12 protein-coding genes are annotated in these 15425 nt (G+C 41.3%); all 12 read right to left on the bottom strand.

Annotated features, from left to right (window positions below; translation table 11 throughout):
• Nucleotides 1-56: 56 nt before the first annotated feature.
• The 12 genes from K3T81_RS02050 to K3T81_RS01995 all read right to left on the bottom strand — a co-directional run bounded on the left by K3T81_RS02050 (nucleotide 57) and on the right by K3T81_RS01995 (nucleotide 15414).
• Nucleotides 57-302 (bottom strand): type B 50S ribosomal protein L31, encoded by a 246-nt coding sequence (locus K3T81_RS02050; RefSeq protein WP_036578508.1) that lies wholly within the window; start codon nucleotides 300-302, stop codon nucleotides 57-59.
• A 163-nt stretch (nucleotides 303-465) separates the two neighbouring features.
• Complete coding sequence (rho, locus tag K3T81_RS02045) at nucleotides 466-1746, bottom strand: transcription termination factor Rho (protein WP_036578509.1); 1281 nt, start codon at nucleotides 1744-1746, stop codon at nucleotides 466-468.
• Between the two features lie 512 nt (nucleotides 1747-2258).
• A complete protein-coding gene (locus K3T81_RS02040) occupies nucleotides 2259-3545 on the bottom strand; it encodes a UDP-N-acetylglucosamine 1-carboxyvinyltransferase (RefSeq protein ID WP_106898041.1) in 1287 nt (428 codons plus the stop codon).
• 346 nt (nucleotides 3546-3891) lie between these two features.
• Nucleotides 3892-4530, bottom strand: a complete 639-nt coding sequence (gene fsa / locus K3T81_RS02035) for a fructose-6-phosphate aldolase (RefSeq protein WP_036578511.1) — start codon at nucleotides 4528-4530, stop codon at nucleotides 3892-3894.
• A 47-nt stretch (nucleotides 4531-4577) separates the two neighbouring features.
• Nucleotides 4578-5435: a class II fructose-bisphosphate aldolase gene (locus K3T81_RS02030; protein WP_238017924.1), complete on the bottom strand. Its 858-nt coding sequence runs from the start codon at nucleotides 5433-5435 to the stop codon at nucleotides 4578-4580.
• Between the two features lie 101 nt (nucleotides 5436-5536).
• Nucleotides 5537-5902: a response regulator gene (locus K3T81_RS02025; protein ID WP_238017922.1), complete on the bottom strand. Its 366-nt coding sequence runs from the start codon at nucleotides 5900-5902 to the stop codon at nucleotides 5537-5539.
• A gap of 211 nt (nucleotides 5903-6113) precedes the next feature.
• Nucleotides 6114-7727 (bottom strand): CTP synthase, encoded by a 1614-nt coding sequence (locus K3T81_RS02020; RefSeq protein WP_106898045.1) that lies wholly within the window; start codon nucleotides 7725-7727, stop codon nucleotides 6114-6116.
• A gap of 291 nt (nucleotides 7728-8018) precedes the next feature.
• A complete protein-coding gene (gene rpoE / locus K3T81_RS02015) occupies nucleotides 8019-8522 on the bottom strand; it encodes a DNA-directed RNA polymerase subunit delta (protein ID WP_238017920.1) in 504 nt (167 codons plus the stop codon).
• 679 nt (nucleotides 8523-9201) lie between these two features.
• On the bottom strand, nucleotides 9202-12441 hold the full coding sequence (gene icmF, locus K3T81_RS02010) for a fused isobutyryl-CoA mutase/GTPase IcmF (RefSeq protein WP_238017918.1): 3240 nt from the start codon (nucleotides 12439-12441) through the stop codon (nucleotides 9202-9204).
• Nucleotides 12442-12445: 4 nt separating this feature from the next.
• Complete coding sequence (locus K3T81_RS02005) at nucleotides 12446-13084, bottom strand: TetR family transcriptional regulator (RefSeq protein ID WP_161463920.1); 639 nt, start codon at nucleotides 13082-13084, stop codon at nucleotides 12446-12448.
• 35 nt (nucleotides 13085-13119) lie between these two features.
• Nucleotides 13120-14262: an acyl-CoA dehydrogenase gene (locus K3T81_RS02000; RefSeq protein WP_238017917.1), complete on the bottom strand. Its 1143-nt coding sequence runs from the start codon at nucleotides 14260-14262 to the stop codon at nucleotides 13120-13122.
• Between the two features lie 15 nt (nucleotides 14263-14277).
• Nucleotides 14278-15414 carry an acyl-CoA dehydrogenase family protein gene (locus K3T81_RS01995; protein WP_238017914.1) on the bottom strand — a complete coding sequence of 379 codons (1137 nt, stop codon included), beginning with the start codon at nucleotides 15412-15414 and terminating at the stop codon, nucleotides 14278-14280.
• Nucleotides 15415-15425: the final 11 nt, after the last annotated feature.

Raw genomic sequence — 15425 nt, 5'->3', positions numbered from 1 at the left:
TCCTGAATAGAATGTGTGCCTGTCCTGTTTGAAGAACAGGCTTTTCATTCCACATTTTAATTCATATTATATTTTTTCTTGAATCGGTCTACACGTCCGCCGACTTTGTCAGCTTTCTGTTTACCAGTGTAGAAAGGATGAGAGTCTGAACTAATCTCAACACGGATCAATGGGTATGTGTTACCATCTTCCCATTCGATTGTTTCTTCTGAGCTTTGTGTTGAACCACTCAAGAATTTAAAATCTGAACTAGTATCAAGAAATACTACTTTTCTGTATTCTGGATGAATATCCTTTTTCATTTCTTCCACTCCTTTTTGCCCTGGATCCTTCGAAACAGAGTTATTGTAAGAGCCGTCATAGGTGCAATACCTTATCAAAACTCACATAAAAAGATTATAACAGTCAGGGTATTTGATTGCAATAGTGAGCAACTAAAAATTTATTTCCAACCTAAGGGGATAACTACCTTTTCGTTCCCTTACGCTTCATCTCTTCATCCATTTGCTTAAAGAATTCCTCGTTATTTTCCGATGCTTTCAATCTTCTTAGGAAGCGTTCAAGAAATTCGTTGGAATCCTGCATTGTTTTACGAATGGCCCAAATCTTATCTAAATGAGCTTTATCGACTAGCAGCTCTTCTTTCCTTGTGCCTGAGCGAAGAATATCGATGGCAGGGAAAATACGGCGTTGTGCAAGGTTGCGGTCAAGGTGAAGTTCCATGTTCCCGGTACCCTTGAATTCCTCATAAATGACATCATCCATTCTTGAACCCGTGTCCACTAACGCTGTTGCCAGAATGGTAAAGCTTCCACCCTCTTCAATATTACGAGCTGCCCCGAAGAACCGTTTTGGTCGATGGAAGGCAGCAGGGTCAATACCACCGGATAATGTACGTCCACTTGGAGGAATAACAAGGTTATAGGCTCTTGCAAGTCTTGTAATACTATCCATCAAAATAATAACGTCCCGCTTATGCTCTACAAGGCGCATTGCTCTTTCTAGAACAAGCTCAGAGACCTTTATGTGGCTTTCTGGTACTTCATCAAATGTTGAACTTACTACATCAACATCAGGATGTACAGAACGCTCAATATCCGTTACTTCCTCTGGTCGTTCATCTACAAGTAAAATAATAAGCTTCGCTTCAGGATGGTTCTTTGAAATACTGTTGGCAATCTCTTTTAACAGTACTGTTTTACCTGCCTTTGGTGGAGCTACAATAAGTCCCCTTTGTCCAAACCCAACTGGGGTCATTAAATCAATGATACGTGTGGAGAGTCGACTCGTTGGATTCTCCAATTTCATAAAACGGTCTGGGTACAATGCCGTCAATGCTGGGAAGTGAACACGCTCTTTTGCTGTTTCAGGATCTTCCCCATTTACTGCGTCTACGTGTAACAAACCATAGTAACGTTCATTTTCCTTCGGTGGTCTAACTTTTCCTGATACTTTATCACCATTCCGCAAATCAAATCTACGAATTTGCGATGCAGATATGTAAATGTCCTCTGCGCTCGGAGAATAATTTATTGGACGTAAAAAACCAAATCCTTCTGAAGGAATAATTTCTAACACGCCATCCATAAATAAATAGCCATCCTTTTCAGCCTGCGCCTTTAAGATTGAAAATATCAATTCTTTTTTGGTTAGCTTTGCATAATAGGATACTTTGTATTCTCTCGCTAAGTTATAGATTTCTTTTAATTTTAATGTTTCCAAATGAGAGATTGTTAATGCTGCCATAAGATCACCACGCCTATTTGTTTTTAAAATAAAAATAATAATTAAATAATTGCTTTGCACAGCGAAAGGCCTTCTGTACAGTTATATTTAAAATTGAGAATTGCACACTTCTTTAGTTGGAAGGTCTAGCTTCGTAGAAATGAAGAAGTTACTGTAGTTGGATTTGAAGATCATATCCTTAATCTGTATTAAGCATATTCCATATTACTCTTTTGAATACTATTATTCAACTCTATTTTTTAGGATTTATTAATTTAATAGAAAAGGAAGCCGAGATGGTATGGCTTCCTCTTATTATATACTAAAGATAGTTTACCCATTAGATAGCAAAAATACACCTTATCCTTTGATTACAAGGCGTATTGCTGCATCGTCTACTTTCATCTAACCATTATAGCAAATTAGATTCCAGTATTATTCTCTATAACGTTATTCTTCTTACCATCATCCCTACACCAAAATCCTTGTTTAGAAAGAGGGCTGTTAAGAAAGGCCCTCTTTCTAACATTATTCTAAGAATTCTGGAATTGAATAATTTCTTGCTCGGTCATTTCCTCTCGCCATACCTTGGCTCCAAGCTGGGTAAGCTTTTCTGTGAAATGATCGTATCCTCTATCTATATGCTCTAGTCCCGTAATTTCGGTGATTCCATTAGCCATAAGCCCTGCTATGATAAGAGCTGCTCCTGCTCGTAAATCAGAAGCTTTTACTCTCGCTCCTTCCAATTGTACCGGGCCAGATACAATGGCAGACCCGCCCTCTACTTTAATGGCGGCATTCATACGTCTGAGTTCATCAACATGCTTTAAGCGAGCCGAGTAAATCGTATCCGTCACCACACCGGTATTCATTGCTTTGGTCAACAAAGAAGTAAACGGCTGTTGCAGATCTGTTGGAAAACCTGGGTAAACCAACGTTTTAATATCAACACTTTTCAAAGGATTTCTAGGCGCAATAAATAGCTGCTCATCATTTTCTTCTACTGTGACACCCATTTCTCTCAGCTTGGCAAGCAGTGACTCGAGATGCTGTGGAATGACATTATCAATGATAACCTCTTTCCCTTGAGCTGCTGCAGCAATAGCATAGGTTCCAGCTTCGATACGGTCAGGAATTATTGTATGTTTGCAGCCTTTCAACTCAGAGACCCCTTCAATTCGAATCACGTCCGTTCCTACACCTTTGATTTGCGCACCCATACTAGTGAGTAGTGTTGCAACATCAATAATTTCAGGTTCTTTGGCGGCATTTTCAATAACTGTTCTACCTTTAGCCTTAACTGCCGCAAGCATAATATTAATGGTAGCTCCAACACTTACGACATCGAGGTAAATTCTTGCTCCCCGTAATTCGTCAGCACGCAAGTAAATTGCACCCTGTTCATTGGTTACTTTAGCCCCAAGCGCTTCAAATCCTTTAATATGCTGGTCGATCGGACGTGGGCCAAGGAAACAGCCGCCAGGAAGGCCGATAACTGCTTTTTTAAATTTACCAAGCATCGCACCCATAAAGTAATAGGAGGCTCTTAGCTTTTTCACTTTTCCGTTTGGCAATGGCATGGCCATCATATTTTCTGGATTAATATGAACTGTTTGCCCGTCCCAAGAAACCGACCCACCGATCTCCTCAAGTAAATCACCTAATGTGTAGACATCCGAAATTTCCGGTAATCCTTCAATGGTAACCTCTGAGTCAGCAAGGATTGCTGCTGGCAGCAATGCTACTGCGCTGTTCTTTGCTCCACTAATACGTACTTGACCATTTAATAGATGGCCACCTTCTACTAACATTTTCTGCATGATAAAAAAACCCCGCTTTTTTGACGTACAGGACGTACGAGTACCAGTATAGTTAGAAAAACTACGCGCTCATTTCAGAGCGGGTCTACGTTTATCTTATACTTAGAACTCCCAGATTTTTACTACGTCGAATTTGCTTCCAGCTAAATTTATAACTTTCCTAATGTGTAACAAGAAGTCCCTCTAAAAATGAAAGGATAAACAGCTGCAGTTAAAGAAATCGGATTAGACGACTTTCCTACAAGAGTTGTAATACACATTTTTAGAAGGACTTTGGATTTGCTGGTTTAAAGTTACACGTTATATTGCTTTTTTAGATTGTGCACTAGTTACCAATTTTATGCAATTAATTTTTATTCCAGTCTGTCAGAAACTTCTCAATGCCTTGGTCAGTCAATGGATGTTTGACAAGCTTTTCTAATACGTTATAGGGAATCGTTGCAATATGCGCTCCATTTAACGCTGCATCAATCACATGTAATGGGTGACGAATGGAGGCAGCAATAATTTCTGATGGGATATCATGACGGTCAAAGATTTCTGCAATGGTCGCAATCAAATTCATTCCATCATGCCCAATATCATCTAGGCGTCCAAGAAATGGCGAAACATAAGATGCGCCAGCTCTCGCTGCTAATAACGCTTGGTTTGCGTTAAAGATCAAGGTAACATTCGTTTTGATATTAAGATCACTTAAAGCTTTAACCGCTTTAAGACCTTCTAGTGTCATCGGAATTTTCACCGTGATATTCGGGGCTATTGCTGCAAGTTCCTTACCTTCTTGAATCATTCCTTCTGCATCTTCAGCAATTACTTCTGCGCTAACCGAACCTGAAACTTCTTCTGTAATTTCACCAAGTCTGTCATGAAAAGAAATTCCCTCTTTCGCTACTAGGCTTGGATTGGTGGTAACACCAGCCAAGATACCAAGTGCGTTAGCTGAGCGTATTTCTTCAATGTTGGCTGTATCAATAAAAAATTTCACTTTCAGTCGCCTCCATTCTCCCCATACTAGGATTTCAGTTTAACTTTTTACGCTTGGTTAGAAGAACCAAACTCACGCATTTTGCCAATTACTGTTTGCTTAATAGCTTCAGAACCAGGTCCAAGATACTTACGAGGGTCATACTGATCCGGTTGTTCAGCAAGTACTTTGCGAACAGCTTGTGCCTGTGCAATTTGGTTTTCTGTGTTTACATTTACTTTAGCTGTTCCGTAAGAAATAGAACGCTGGATATCTTTCGTTGGGATACCAGTTCCACCATGAAGTACAAGTGGCAATTCAATTGTCTTAGAGATTTCTTCCATTTCAGCAAAGCCTAGGTTAGGCTCACCTTTATAAGGTCCGTGTACAGAACCAAGTGCAGGTGCCAAGCAATCAATTCCTGTTTCGTTAACAAGCTTCAGACATTCTTTCGGGTCAGCGTAAATAACGCCTTCTGCGATAACGTCATCTTCTTGTCCACCAACTGTTCCCAATTCGGCTTCAACAGAAACACCATGGATATGTGCAAGTTCTACTACTTTAGAAGTAACTGCAATATTTTCTTCTAGTGGGCCGTGAGATGCATCAATCATAACTGATGTGAAACCAGCATGGATTGCTTCAGCACATTTTTCAAAGCTTGAACCATGGTCAAGATGAATAGCAACAGGTACTGTTGTTTTATATTCTTCCATCAAAGCTTTTACCATTGTTACAACGACTTTAAATCCACCCATATATCTTCCAGCACCCTCAGATACGCCAAGAATTACTGGTGATTTTTCTTCTTCAGCTGCTTTAAGGATTGCTTGGATATATTCCAAGTTATTAATGTTGAACTGTCCAACTGCATAACCATTGGATTTTCCTTGTTCAAGCATTTCCTTCATTGATACTAATGGCATTACTATGTCCTCCTCTTAGATGAATGGTTTCATCTACATTAAATAAGTTTTAACTACACTATAAGAATACCAACAACAACACTACTGCGCAACAATAGTGGCTAAGAACTCAACGTAATTTTAATAAGCTCTTGGACATCCATGATGTTGAAAGGCTTTGCAAGAACATGCTTAACATTAGTATAGTCGCTAATTTCGCCTTTCACCTGATCGGATAATCCACTCATCACAATGACTGGAACCTCGATATGCCCTACGTCCATTTGTTTTAAGACTTCACCACCGTGCAAAATGGGAAGATTATAATCCAATAGAACAAGGCTATATGTATTTTTTTTTAGTTTTTCTAACGCTTCTTTCCCAGTTACTGCTGTGGCTACACTATATCCTTCTCCCTCCAGTATATCTGTTAAAAGCAAGCGAATTCCGAATTGGTCGTCGACTATTAGGATCTCTTTTTTAACCACATAACACTACTCCTTTCTGTTCAATTATCCGTCTCCTCTACTGTATATATTTCGCTAAAAACCGGAAATATCCTTCCTGTTTTCAGAATTTTTTATCGTGGTAAAACTTTCCTCAATCATATAACAATTACCATTTAGATAGTAGACCCTTTCAATTCACTAAAAACAAAAACCGAATAGCCTTCGCTACCCGGTTATTTGCCAAAAAGGTCTATTTTGTCTGGGATTGGTTTTCCACAGATGCTCCAATGAAGCCTTTGAAAAGAGCTTGTGCTCTCGTCGGACGAGATGTGAATTCAGGGTGGAACTGACATGCGACAAACCAAGAATGGTCTTCAATTTCAATGGTTTCCACCAATCTTCCGTCAGGGCTTGTACCAGAGAAAATAAATCCTTTCTCAGCCATTTGCTCTCTATAAGCATTATTGAACTCATAGCGGTGACGATGACGCTCTTCAATGTAATCTTCCCCACCATATGCTGCTTTGGTTTTTGTTCCGTCCTGTAATTTACATGGATACAATCCGAGTCTTAATGTTCCCCCAAGATCCGAGATGTCCTTTTGTTCAGGCAGAAGGTCAATGATCGGGTATGGCGTAGTCGGATCGATCTCAGCAGAATGTGCACCTTCAAGACCAATAACATTTCGCGCAAATTCAACGGTTGCAAGCTGCATACCGAGACATATTCCAAAGAAAGGTACATTGTTTTCTCTAGCATATTTAATAGCTTCAATTTTCCCTTCAATTCCTCGATCACCAAAACCACCTGGGACAAGAATACCATCCACATTATCAAGTGCTTCATGCATTTGTTCTTTATCTAGTTTTTCTGAATTAATCCAGTGAACCTTAATATCTGTATCATAAGCAAAGCCTGCATGCTTTAATGACTCTACAACGGAAATATACGCATCAGGGAGCTCCACGTATTTCCCAACAAGGCCAATGTCTACTTTTTTCGAAAGCGATCTTACTTTGGTAACAAGTTCTTTCCAGTCATTCATTTCGGCAGGCTGGCAATTTAAGCCAAAGTGGTCACACGTAATTTGATCAAGATTCTGTTGTTGTAAGGAAATTGGCACCTGATATAAGGTGTCTGCATCCATCATTTCGATAACAGCCTTTTCGTTAATATCACAGAACAAGGCAATTTTTTCTTTCATTTCCTTGCTTATTGCATGTTCTGTCCGAAGTACAATTACGTCAGGCTGGATTCCTAATGAGCGAAGTTCCTTTACACTGTGCTGAGTCGGTTTTGTTTTCATTTCGCCTGCAGCTTTAATATATGGAACAAGTGTGCAATGGAGATACATGACACTATCCTTGCCAACCTCATTTTTAATTTGACGAATGGCTTCAAGGAAAGGAAGCGATTCAATATCCCCAACAGTTCCGCCAATCTCTGTGATGACAACATCCGCTCCTGTTGCTTCTCCAGCACGGAACACCTGATCTTTAATTTCATTCGTAATATGCGGAATAACCTGTACAGTTCCTCCCAAATAATCCCCACGACGTTCTTTACGGATTACACTAGAGTAAACCTTTCCTGTTGTAATGTTACTAAATTTGTTTAAATTAATGTCAATAAAACGTTCATAATGACCTAAATCCAGGTCTGTTTCAGCTCCATCTTCTGTAACAAAAACCTCTCCATGCTGGTATGGACTCATTGTTCCTGGATCCACATTGATGTATGGGTCGAATTTTTGAATCGTTACCTTTAGTCCACGGTTTTTAAGTAAACGGCCCAGTGAAGCAGCAGTTATTCCTTTTCCAAGCGATGAAACCACACCACCGGTTACAAAAATATAATTCGTCATCCAACTACCTCTTTCTATCATTTTATTCATTGCCTATATGGCATTATTAGGAAACGCTCGGGAATTGTATTTTCTATCTACCTCTTACTGTGCCTCTATTTCACATAGGTATGCTAATCCATACACACGTAGATGGTTGGCATCAGACAAATGGCACTATACGTATACAAAATAATAAAAGCGCCTCCCCCACTAGGTAGGGGAAACGCTTTGAAAGTTAATTTAAAGAGCCCAATAAGAATTGTACCCATCCTCTATCAAAAAGTCAAGATAGATTTCTGAGGCGTAAAGCTACTTTTTATCTTTGGTATCTTCCTCATCAACTTCTTCGTCATCATCGGCGTCATCTTCAAGATCTTCTTCCAGATCAGCATCAAATTCATCTTCTTCATCATCGTCGAAGTCATCAGCCATTTCCTCAATGTCTTCATCCACAATATCCAATTCCTCTTCGACCAGATCCAATGACTCTTCTTCTTTCTTTTTCTTCTTCGTTTTCTTTTTCTTTTTCGGTGCAGCAGCTACTTCTTCATCCATTGTTTCTACAGGGTACCAGCGTTTCAATCCCCACACATTGGAACCGATTGTAATAAAGCGACCATCCACATTTAAGTCTGTATAGAACTGGGCAATGTTAGCTGCCTTATCCGCATCAGAGAATTCCTTTATGTCTGCAATTTGCTCAAAGACATCTTTAAAATTCATCCCTTTTTTCTCATCAAGCATTATGGCATTTGCCAGTTCAATCATTGATAACTTCTTGCTCTCTTCGTGGCTATAGTTCTTTAAGCTCACGGTAACGCACTCCCTTTACTTATATATTCAAGGCTTAATCAGCCCAATGCATCTTCATTCTACTTTTTCCATTATGAAATGGTAATAAAACTCATTATACTATAAACAAGAATAAGGTATAAAGTAAAATGTGTCCTTATGTAATTTAAACTGTTAAATTTTAGCGAACGCCATTTCCATCTTGGCCTTCCTTGCAACAGCAACAAGAACCGTATCCTTCATTATAAACAAATATTCGGGCTTTATGCTATAGCAAAAAAGAAAAAGGCGTGTTTTTCTACTTCCTTTCACGCCTTTTTCTTAAGTCATCATCGATTCGTTCCTCATCGTGATTCCTTTATCTCCTACGTAGGAATGTTCGACAGGTCGAACCACCCCAAAGGTCGGGGCGCAGTTCGTACGTGGGCCCGGAGGATCCGGGTCATGCCGGAGTCGCCACAGGACGTGGCGTTCTTAGTCGGCCTTCCTTTAAACGTGTGCTCTTCGCTTTTGTTTCGGCTAGCTACGAGCACACAGCGACTAGCGCAACTTCCCTCACCTCCGTACAATAAGTCATCATCGATTCGTTCCTCATCGTGATTCCTTTATCTCCTACGTAGGAATGTTCGACAGGTCGAACCACCCCAAAGGTCGGGGCGCAGTTCGTACGTCGCTAAACGTGTGCTCTTCGCTTTTGTTTTTACATATTTCTTCTATATTGGCCGCCTACTTCGTATAGGGCGTTTGTGATTTGGCCGAGGCTTGCTACTTTGACGGTCTCCATTAATTCCGCAAAAATGTTGCCACCAGAAGCTGCGACTTCCTTTAGTCTCTCTAGCGCCTGATCTGTTTGGGCACTATGCTCATTTTGAAAACGAAGCAGTTCTTTAATTTGATGTTCTTTTTCCTCTTTGGAAGCACGAGCAAGCTCCATGGAGTCTATTTGGTCCTCTGAAGGTGGGGTAGGATTTAAATAAGTGTTTACCCCAATAATAGGTAGCTCCCCTGAATGTTTCTTCCCTTCATAATACAACGATTCCTCCTGAATTTTACCGCGTTGGTACTGTCTTTCCATCGCACCAAGAACGCCGCCACGGTCATTCATCTTGTCAAACTCTTCAAGAACAGCTTCCTCTACCAAATCTGTCAGTTCATCAATTATAAAGGCTCCTTGTAGTGCATTTTCATTTTTAGCAAGCCCATATTCTTTATTGATTATCAATTGGATTGCCATCGCTCTTCGAACAGACTCTTCTGTCGGGGTGGTAATCGCCTCATCATAAGCATTGGTATGCAGAGAATTCGTGTTATCTTGAATGGCGAGCAATGCTTGTAAAGTTGTGCGGATATCATTAAAGTCAATTTCCTGTGCATGCAGGGAACGCCCTGATGTTTGGATATGATACTTCAATTTTTGACTGCGTTCATTCGCACCATATTTGTCCCGCATTGTGATTGCCCAAATACGTCTTGCAACCCTGCCAATAACCGAATACTCCGGATCTAGCCCGTTGGAGAAAAAGAAGGATAGATTTGGCGCAAATTTATTTATATCCATCCCCCTGCTTAAATAATACTCCACATACGTAAATCCGTTTGCCAGCGTGAAGGCGAGTTGTGTTATTGGGTTGGCACCAGCTTCTGCAATATGATAGCCAGAGATAGACACAGAATAATAATTTCGTACATTTTTATCAATAAAGTATTGCTGGATATCCCCCATCATCCGTAATGCAAACTCCGTGGAAAAAATACAGGTGTTCTGCCCTTGGTCTTCCTTTAAAATATCTGCTTGAACGGTTCCCCGTACGACAGCGATGGTTTCTTCTTTTATCTGTGCATACTCCGCTTCCGTTGGATCTCTGTCCTGTTCTTGTTTAAATTTATCCACCTGTTGGTCAATTGCTGTATTAAAATACATTGCCAAAATAATCGGTGCAGGACCATTAATGGTCATGGAAACAGAAGCTAACGGACTTGATAAGTCAAATCCCGCATACAGCTTCTTCATATCATCAAGGGTGCAAATATTCACCCCACTTTCGCCGACTTTCCCATAAATGTCAGGTCTGTGTGCAGGATCTTCTCCATAAAGAGTTACCGAGTCAAAAGCAGTCGAAAGGCGTTTTGCTTCTTCATTTTTTGATAAATAATGGAACCTTCTATTGGTCCGTTCTGGAGTCCCCTCACCAGCAAATTGCCTTGTCGGGTCTTCTCCCTTTCGTTTAAATGGGAAAACCCCTGCTGTAAATGGAAAAGAACCAGGTACATTTTCTTTCATTAACCAATATAGCCGCTCACCCCAGTCTTGAAATCTCGGGAATGCCACTTTTGGTATGTTTATGCCTGAAAGGGATTCGGATACAATATCCATCTCTATTTCCTTATCCCGTACTTTGAAGACCATTTTATCCTTGCTGTATGCCTCTTGCATTTCTTCCCAGGAGTCAAGCAGGCGCTTGGATCTGCTATCCAGTTGTCCTTCATGGTATTCGATTAATTTCTGTAGACTTTCTTTAGAAGATTCCTCCTCAACCATTTCCGCTGCTGCTTTTAGTTGATAAATCTTTCTTGCAACATCGCTTTGCTTATTAGCGTGTTGGTGATAATGGCGTACATGTGTCGCGATCTCTCGAAGGTAATGTCTGCGTTCATTTGTAATAATCATATTTTGCTTTTCTGCGATTACATGACGTTTGAAATCAGCCTCGTCTGCCCAGTCAAATTTTTCGTTTAACGTATCAATAAGCGAGGCAAATAAAGCATTTGTCCCTGCATCATTAAACTGGCTGGCGATTGTCCCATAGACAGGGAATTCCGTCTTATCCTCATGGAAAAGCATATGGCTTCGTTCATACTGTTTGCGGACCTGATTCAGTGCATCCTCTGAGCCTTTTTGTTCGTACTTATTGATCACAATAAAATCGGCATAATCAATCATATCGATCTTCTCTAACTGTGAAGGAGCACCGAATTCTGCTGTCATGACATACATGGAGAGATCTGTCACATCTGTTATAGCGGCATCTCCCTGCCCAATCCCGCTCGTTTCTACGATAATAAAATCATAGCCTGAAGCGCGTACCACATCGAGTACATCTTGAATGGCTTTTGATAATTCACTGTGAGAATCTCGCGTAGCTAGAGATCGCATGTAAACCCGTTCTGAGAAGATGGCATTCATCCGTATACGATCACCCAGCAAGGCCCCTCCTGTTTTTCGCTTAGTTGGGTCAATTGAGATAACAGCAATTTTCTTATCAGTAATCCCATGAATAAATCGACGAATAAGTTCATCAGTCAAAGAGCTTTTACCCGCTCCTCCTGTTCCGGTGATACCTAGAACAGGGGTGTTACCGTTATTCTTTTCCCTTAGTGATTGTAAAACAGCCTGCTTTTCATCTGCGTCAACTTCGGTATTTTCCATATACGTTATAAACCTGGCAATTGCCTGACGTTCTCCCTTAACAAGTGCTTCCTGGTCCTTCTCTGTATCAATTGGTGGCAGGTAATCACAGTCTTTCAGCATCAAGTTAATCATCCCTTGCAGCCCTAATTCCCTGCCGTCTTCTGGGGAAAAAATTCGTGCTACACCATAAGCATGCAGTTCTTTAATTTCACGTGGGATGATGACACCCCCACCACCGCCATAAACTTTTATATGCTCTGCACCAAGCTCCTTCAATAAGTCGACCATATACTTAAAATATTCTACATGCCCACCCTGATAAGAAGACATCGCGATCCCTTGTACATCCTCCTGGATTGCAGCATGCACGACTTCTTCCACTGATCTGTTATGTCCAAGATGTACCACTTCTGCTCCACTCGCCTGCAAAATTCGTCGCATTATATTAATCGAAGCATCATGCCCATCAAATAAACTGGATGCGGTTACAAAACGAACTGGATGTTCCGGTTTATAAATCGTCTGATCCATGCTTTTACTTCTCTCCTTTCTTAGATGCCCCAATCGATAAGGAGCGCAAAATAAACTGGGTCTGCCGTTCAATATATTCATCCAAGGTAAATTGACGTTGCAACATCCAACGACGAAAGCTCCACATTTGTCCTTGAATAAAAATGTTATTTGCCATAAGCATTGCATCCTTTGATGAAATGCTTTCTTCCGGCAAACAGGTCACAATCACCTTTTCTAACATTTGCACCATTTCTCTTTCCTTTTGCAGGACATACTCTTTCGTGTCCTTTTTCAGTGATTTCACTTCTTGGTACATAATGACAATCTCTTCCTGCATTTCATCCATTAAACGAAAATATGCTTCAGTTACGGAAACAAGCTTTTCAAGTGGAGAACCATGGACATTAATGACCTTCTCAAGTCGTACTTGGACCTGGTCATAGATAGAATCACATACAAGAAACAAAACGTCTTCCTTTGTTCGAATATATTCATAAAGCGTGCCAATACTGAACCCTGATTCTTTGGCAATTTCTCGAGTTGTTGTTCGGTGGAACCCTTTTTCTTTAAACAGGTTAAGGGCGCCTTTAATCATTTGTTTGCGTCTTTTCTCCACTAATCCTTTATCTTTTACTGCTGAAAAAACCTGCTCCTCGGCCACCGAGCACTCCCCCCTTCTTCTCAGCAAACTCTTTTTTAGGCTTTGGTCAACATACGACCTATGACGAGCCGCTGAATTTCATTGGTTCCCTCGTAAATTTGCGTTATTTTGGCGTCCCGCATATACCTTTCAACAGGATAATCTTTGGTGTAACCATACCCGCCAAATACTTGCACAGCCTCTACCGTAATTCGCATTGCTGCATCCCCTGCAAATAATTTTGACATAGCAGAAGCTTTCCCGTACGGAAGGCCCTCGGATTCCAACCAGGCCGCCTGATAGGTTAATAGTCTTGAAGCTTCGACGTCTGTCGCCATATCTGCAAGTTTAAACGAGATTCCTTGATTCGTTGCGATCGGCTTGCCAAACTGTTCTCTTTCCTTTGCATAGCCAACAGCTGCATCCAGTGCACCTTGGGCAATGCCAAGAGCTTGGGCCGCAATCCCGTTTCGTCCACCATCCAACGTCGTCATGGCAATTTTAAAGCCTTCCCCTTCTTCACCAAGCATGTTTCCCTTTGGTATCCGACAATTTTCAAAGATAAGCTCTGTTGTCGGTGAAGAACGAATTCCTAGCTTTTTCTCCTTCTTACCAAAGGTAAACCCGTCCGTGCCCTTTTCTACGATGAAGGCACTAATCCCTTTATGTTTTGCATCCGTGTCTGTTTTAGCAAACACAATGTAAATATCTGCTACACCACCATTGGTGATCCAAACCTTGCTGCCATTTAAAATATAATCTGCCCCGTCTTCCTTTGCTGTTGTTTTCATCGAAACAACATCACTTCCGGCTCCCGGTTCTGACAGCGCATAGGCACCTAATGCTTCTCCTGTGGCCAGACGCTTAAGAAACGTCGTTTTCTGCGCTTCATTGCCGTATGTATAAATCGGCCAGCTTGCCAAGGATAGATGTGCTGAAAGCGTTACCCCTGTTGAGGCACACACGCGCGATAATTCCTCTACTGCAATACAATAGCTGACATAATCTGCACCAATTCCGCCATATTCTTCAGGCCATGGAATGCCTGTTAGGCCAAGCTCAGCCATTTTGTCAAAAATCTCCCGGTCAAATCGTTCCTCTTCATCTCGTTCAGCAGCAGTTGGCTCCACTTCTTTTTCCGCGAAACTCCGAACCATTTTACGTAGCATTTCCTGTTCTTCGGTTAATTGAAAATTCATTGCTTCATCCCCCAATCATTTCTTTAACAATTCTTTGGCAATTACCATATGTTGAATTTCGTTGGTTCCTTCGTAGATCTCCGTTACCTTAGCATCTCGAAAAAGTCGCTCAGCAGGATAATCCTTTGTGTACCCGTACCCACCAAGCACCTGTACCGCTTCAATGGCGTTTTTCACAGCTGTCTTGGATGCAAACATTTTCGCGATCGATACTTCTTTTGAGCACGAGACACCTTCTTGTACAAGAGAGGCTGCTTGGTAGGTTAATAGACTTGCCGCTTCAGCAGCTGTCGCCATATCAGCTAACTTAAAGGCAATCCCCTGATTTGCTGCAATCGGTTTTTGAAATTGCTCTCTTTCCTTCGCATAATCTGTTGCAAGCTCGACCGCCGCCTCTGCAATCCCCAACGCCTGGGCAGCAATTCCAATCCGGCCGACATGAAGGTTTTTCATCGCTATTTTATAGCCATCCCCTTCTTTACCAAGCAACTGTGTCTTAGAAACCCGGCAATTTTCCAATGTTAGTGGTACCGTGGAGGACCCATTGAGCCCCATTTTCCTTTCTTCTTTTCCAATTTCAAGTCCTGGCGTATTTCGTTCTAAAATGAAGGCACTAAGCGCAGTAGAACCCTCTCCTGTACGAGCAAATGTAATAAAGGTATCTGCATGACCACCATTTGTAATAAACACTTTTGCCCCGTTTATGATGTAATGATCGCCATCCCTCTTAGCTCTCGTTTTTATACTGGAAGCATCAGAACCTGCACTAGGTTCTGTTAATGCAAAGGCTCCTAGGAATTCTCCACTAGCCAATTTTGGCAAATAATATTGCTTCTGCTGATCAGTCCCAAAATAGAGTATCGGATTCGTTCCAACCGAGGTATGCACAGAAAGAATTACCCCTGAGGAAGCGCTTACTTTAGAAAGCTCATGAATAGTCCTAACATAGGAAATAAAGTCCATCCCACTTCCACCAAATTCTTCTGGTATGGGGATGCCGAGTAGTCCAAGCTCTGCCATCTCCCCAATTAGTTCTTTAGGAAATCGATGCTCTCTTTCCATACGTTCTACTTCTGGTGCCACCTTTTCCTTGGCAAAATCGCGTACCATCTTTTGAAGCATGGTCTGTTCTTCCGTAAAATGAAAGTCCATCTCTATCCCCC

It is taken from the genome of Oceanobacillus jordanicus (assembly GCF_022095695.1).
In the GTDB taxonomy this organism is placed as follows: domain Bacteria; phylum Bacillota; class Bacilli; order Bacillales; family Amphibacillaceae; genus Oceanobacillus_B; species Oceanobacillus_B jordanicus.
This window is presented reverse-complemented; position numbering and strand designations above follow the sequence as displayed.

Excerpts from the sequence above, each read along its gene's own strand:
- K3T81_RS02050 (WP_036578508.1), bottom strand. The coding sequence starts at position 302 with ATGAAAAAGGATATTCATCCAGAATACAGAAAAGTAGTATTTCTTGAT.
- rho (WP_036578509.1), bottom strand. The coding sequence starts at position 1,746 with ATGGCAGCATTAACAATCTCTCATTTGGAAACATTAAAATTAAAAGAA.
- K3T81_RS02040 (WP_106898041.1), bottom strand. The coding sequence starts at position 3,545 with ATGCAGAAAATGTTAGTAGAAGGTGGCCATCTATTAAATGGTCAAGTA.
- K3T81_RS02030 (WP_238017924.1), bottom strand. The coding sequence starts at position 5,435 with ATGCCATTAGTATCAATGAAGGAAATGCTTGAACAAGGAAAATCCAAT.
- K3T81_RS02020 (WP_106898045.1), bottom strand. The coding sequence starts at position 7,727 with ATGACGAATTATATTTTTGTAACCGGTGGTGTGGTTTCATCGCTTGGA.
- icmF (WP_238017918.1), bottom strand. The coding sequence starts at position 12,441 with ATGGATCAGACGATTTATAAACCGGAACATCCAGTTCGTTTTGTAACC.
- K3T81_RS02000 (WP_238017917.1), bottom strand. The coding sequence starts at position 14,262 with ATGAATTTTCAATTAACCGAAGAACAGGAAATGCTACGTAAAATGGTT.
- K3T81_RS01995 (WP_238017914.1), bottom strand. The coding sequence starts at position 15,414 with ATGGACTTTCATTTTACGGAAGAACAGACCATGCTTCAAAAGATGGTA.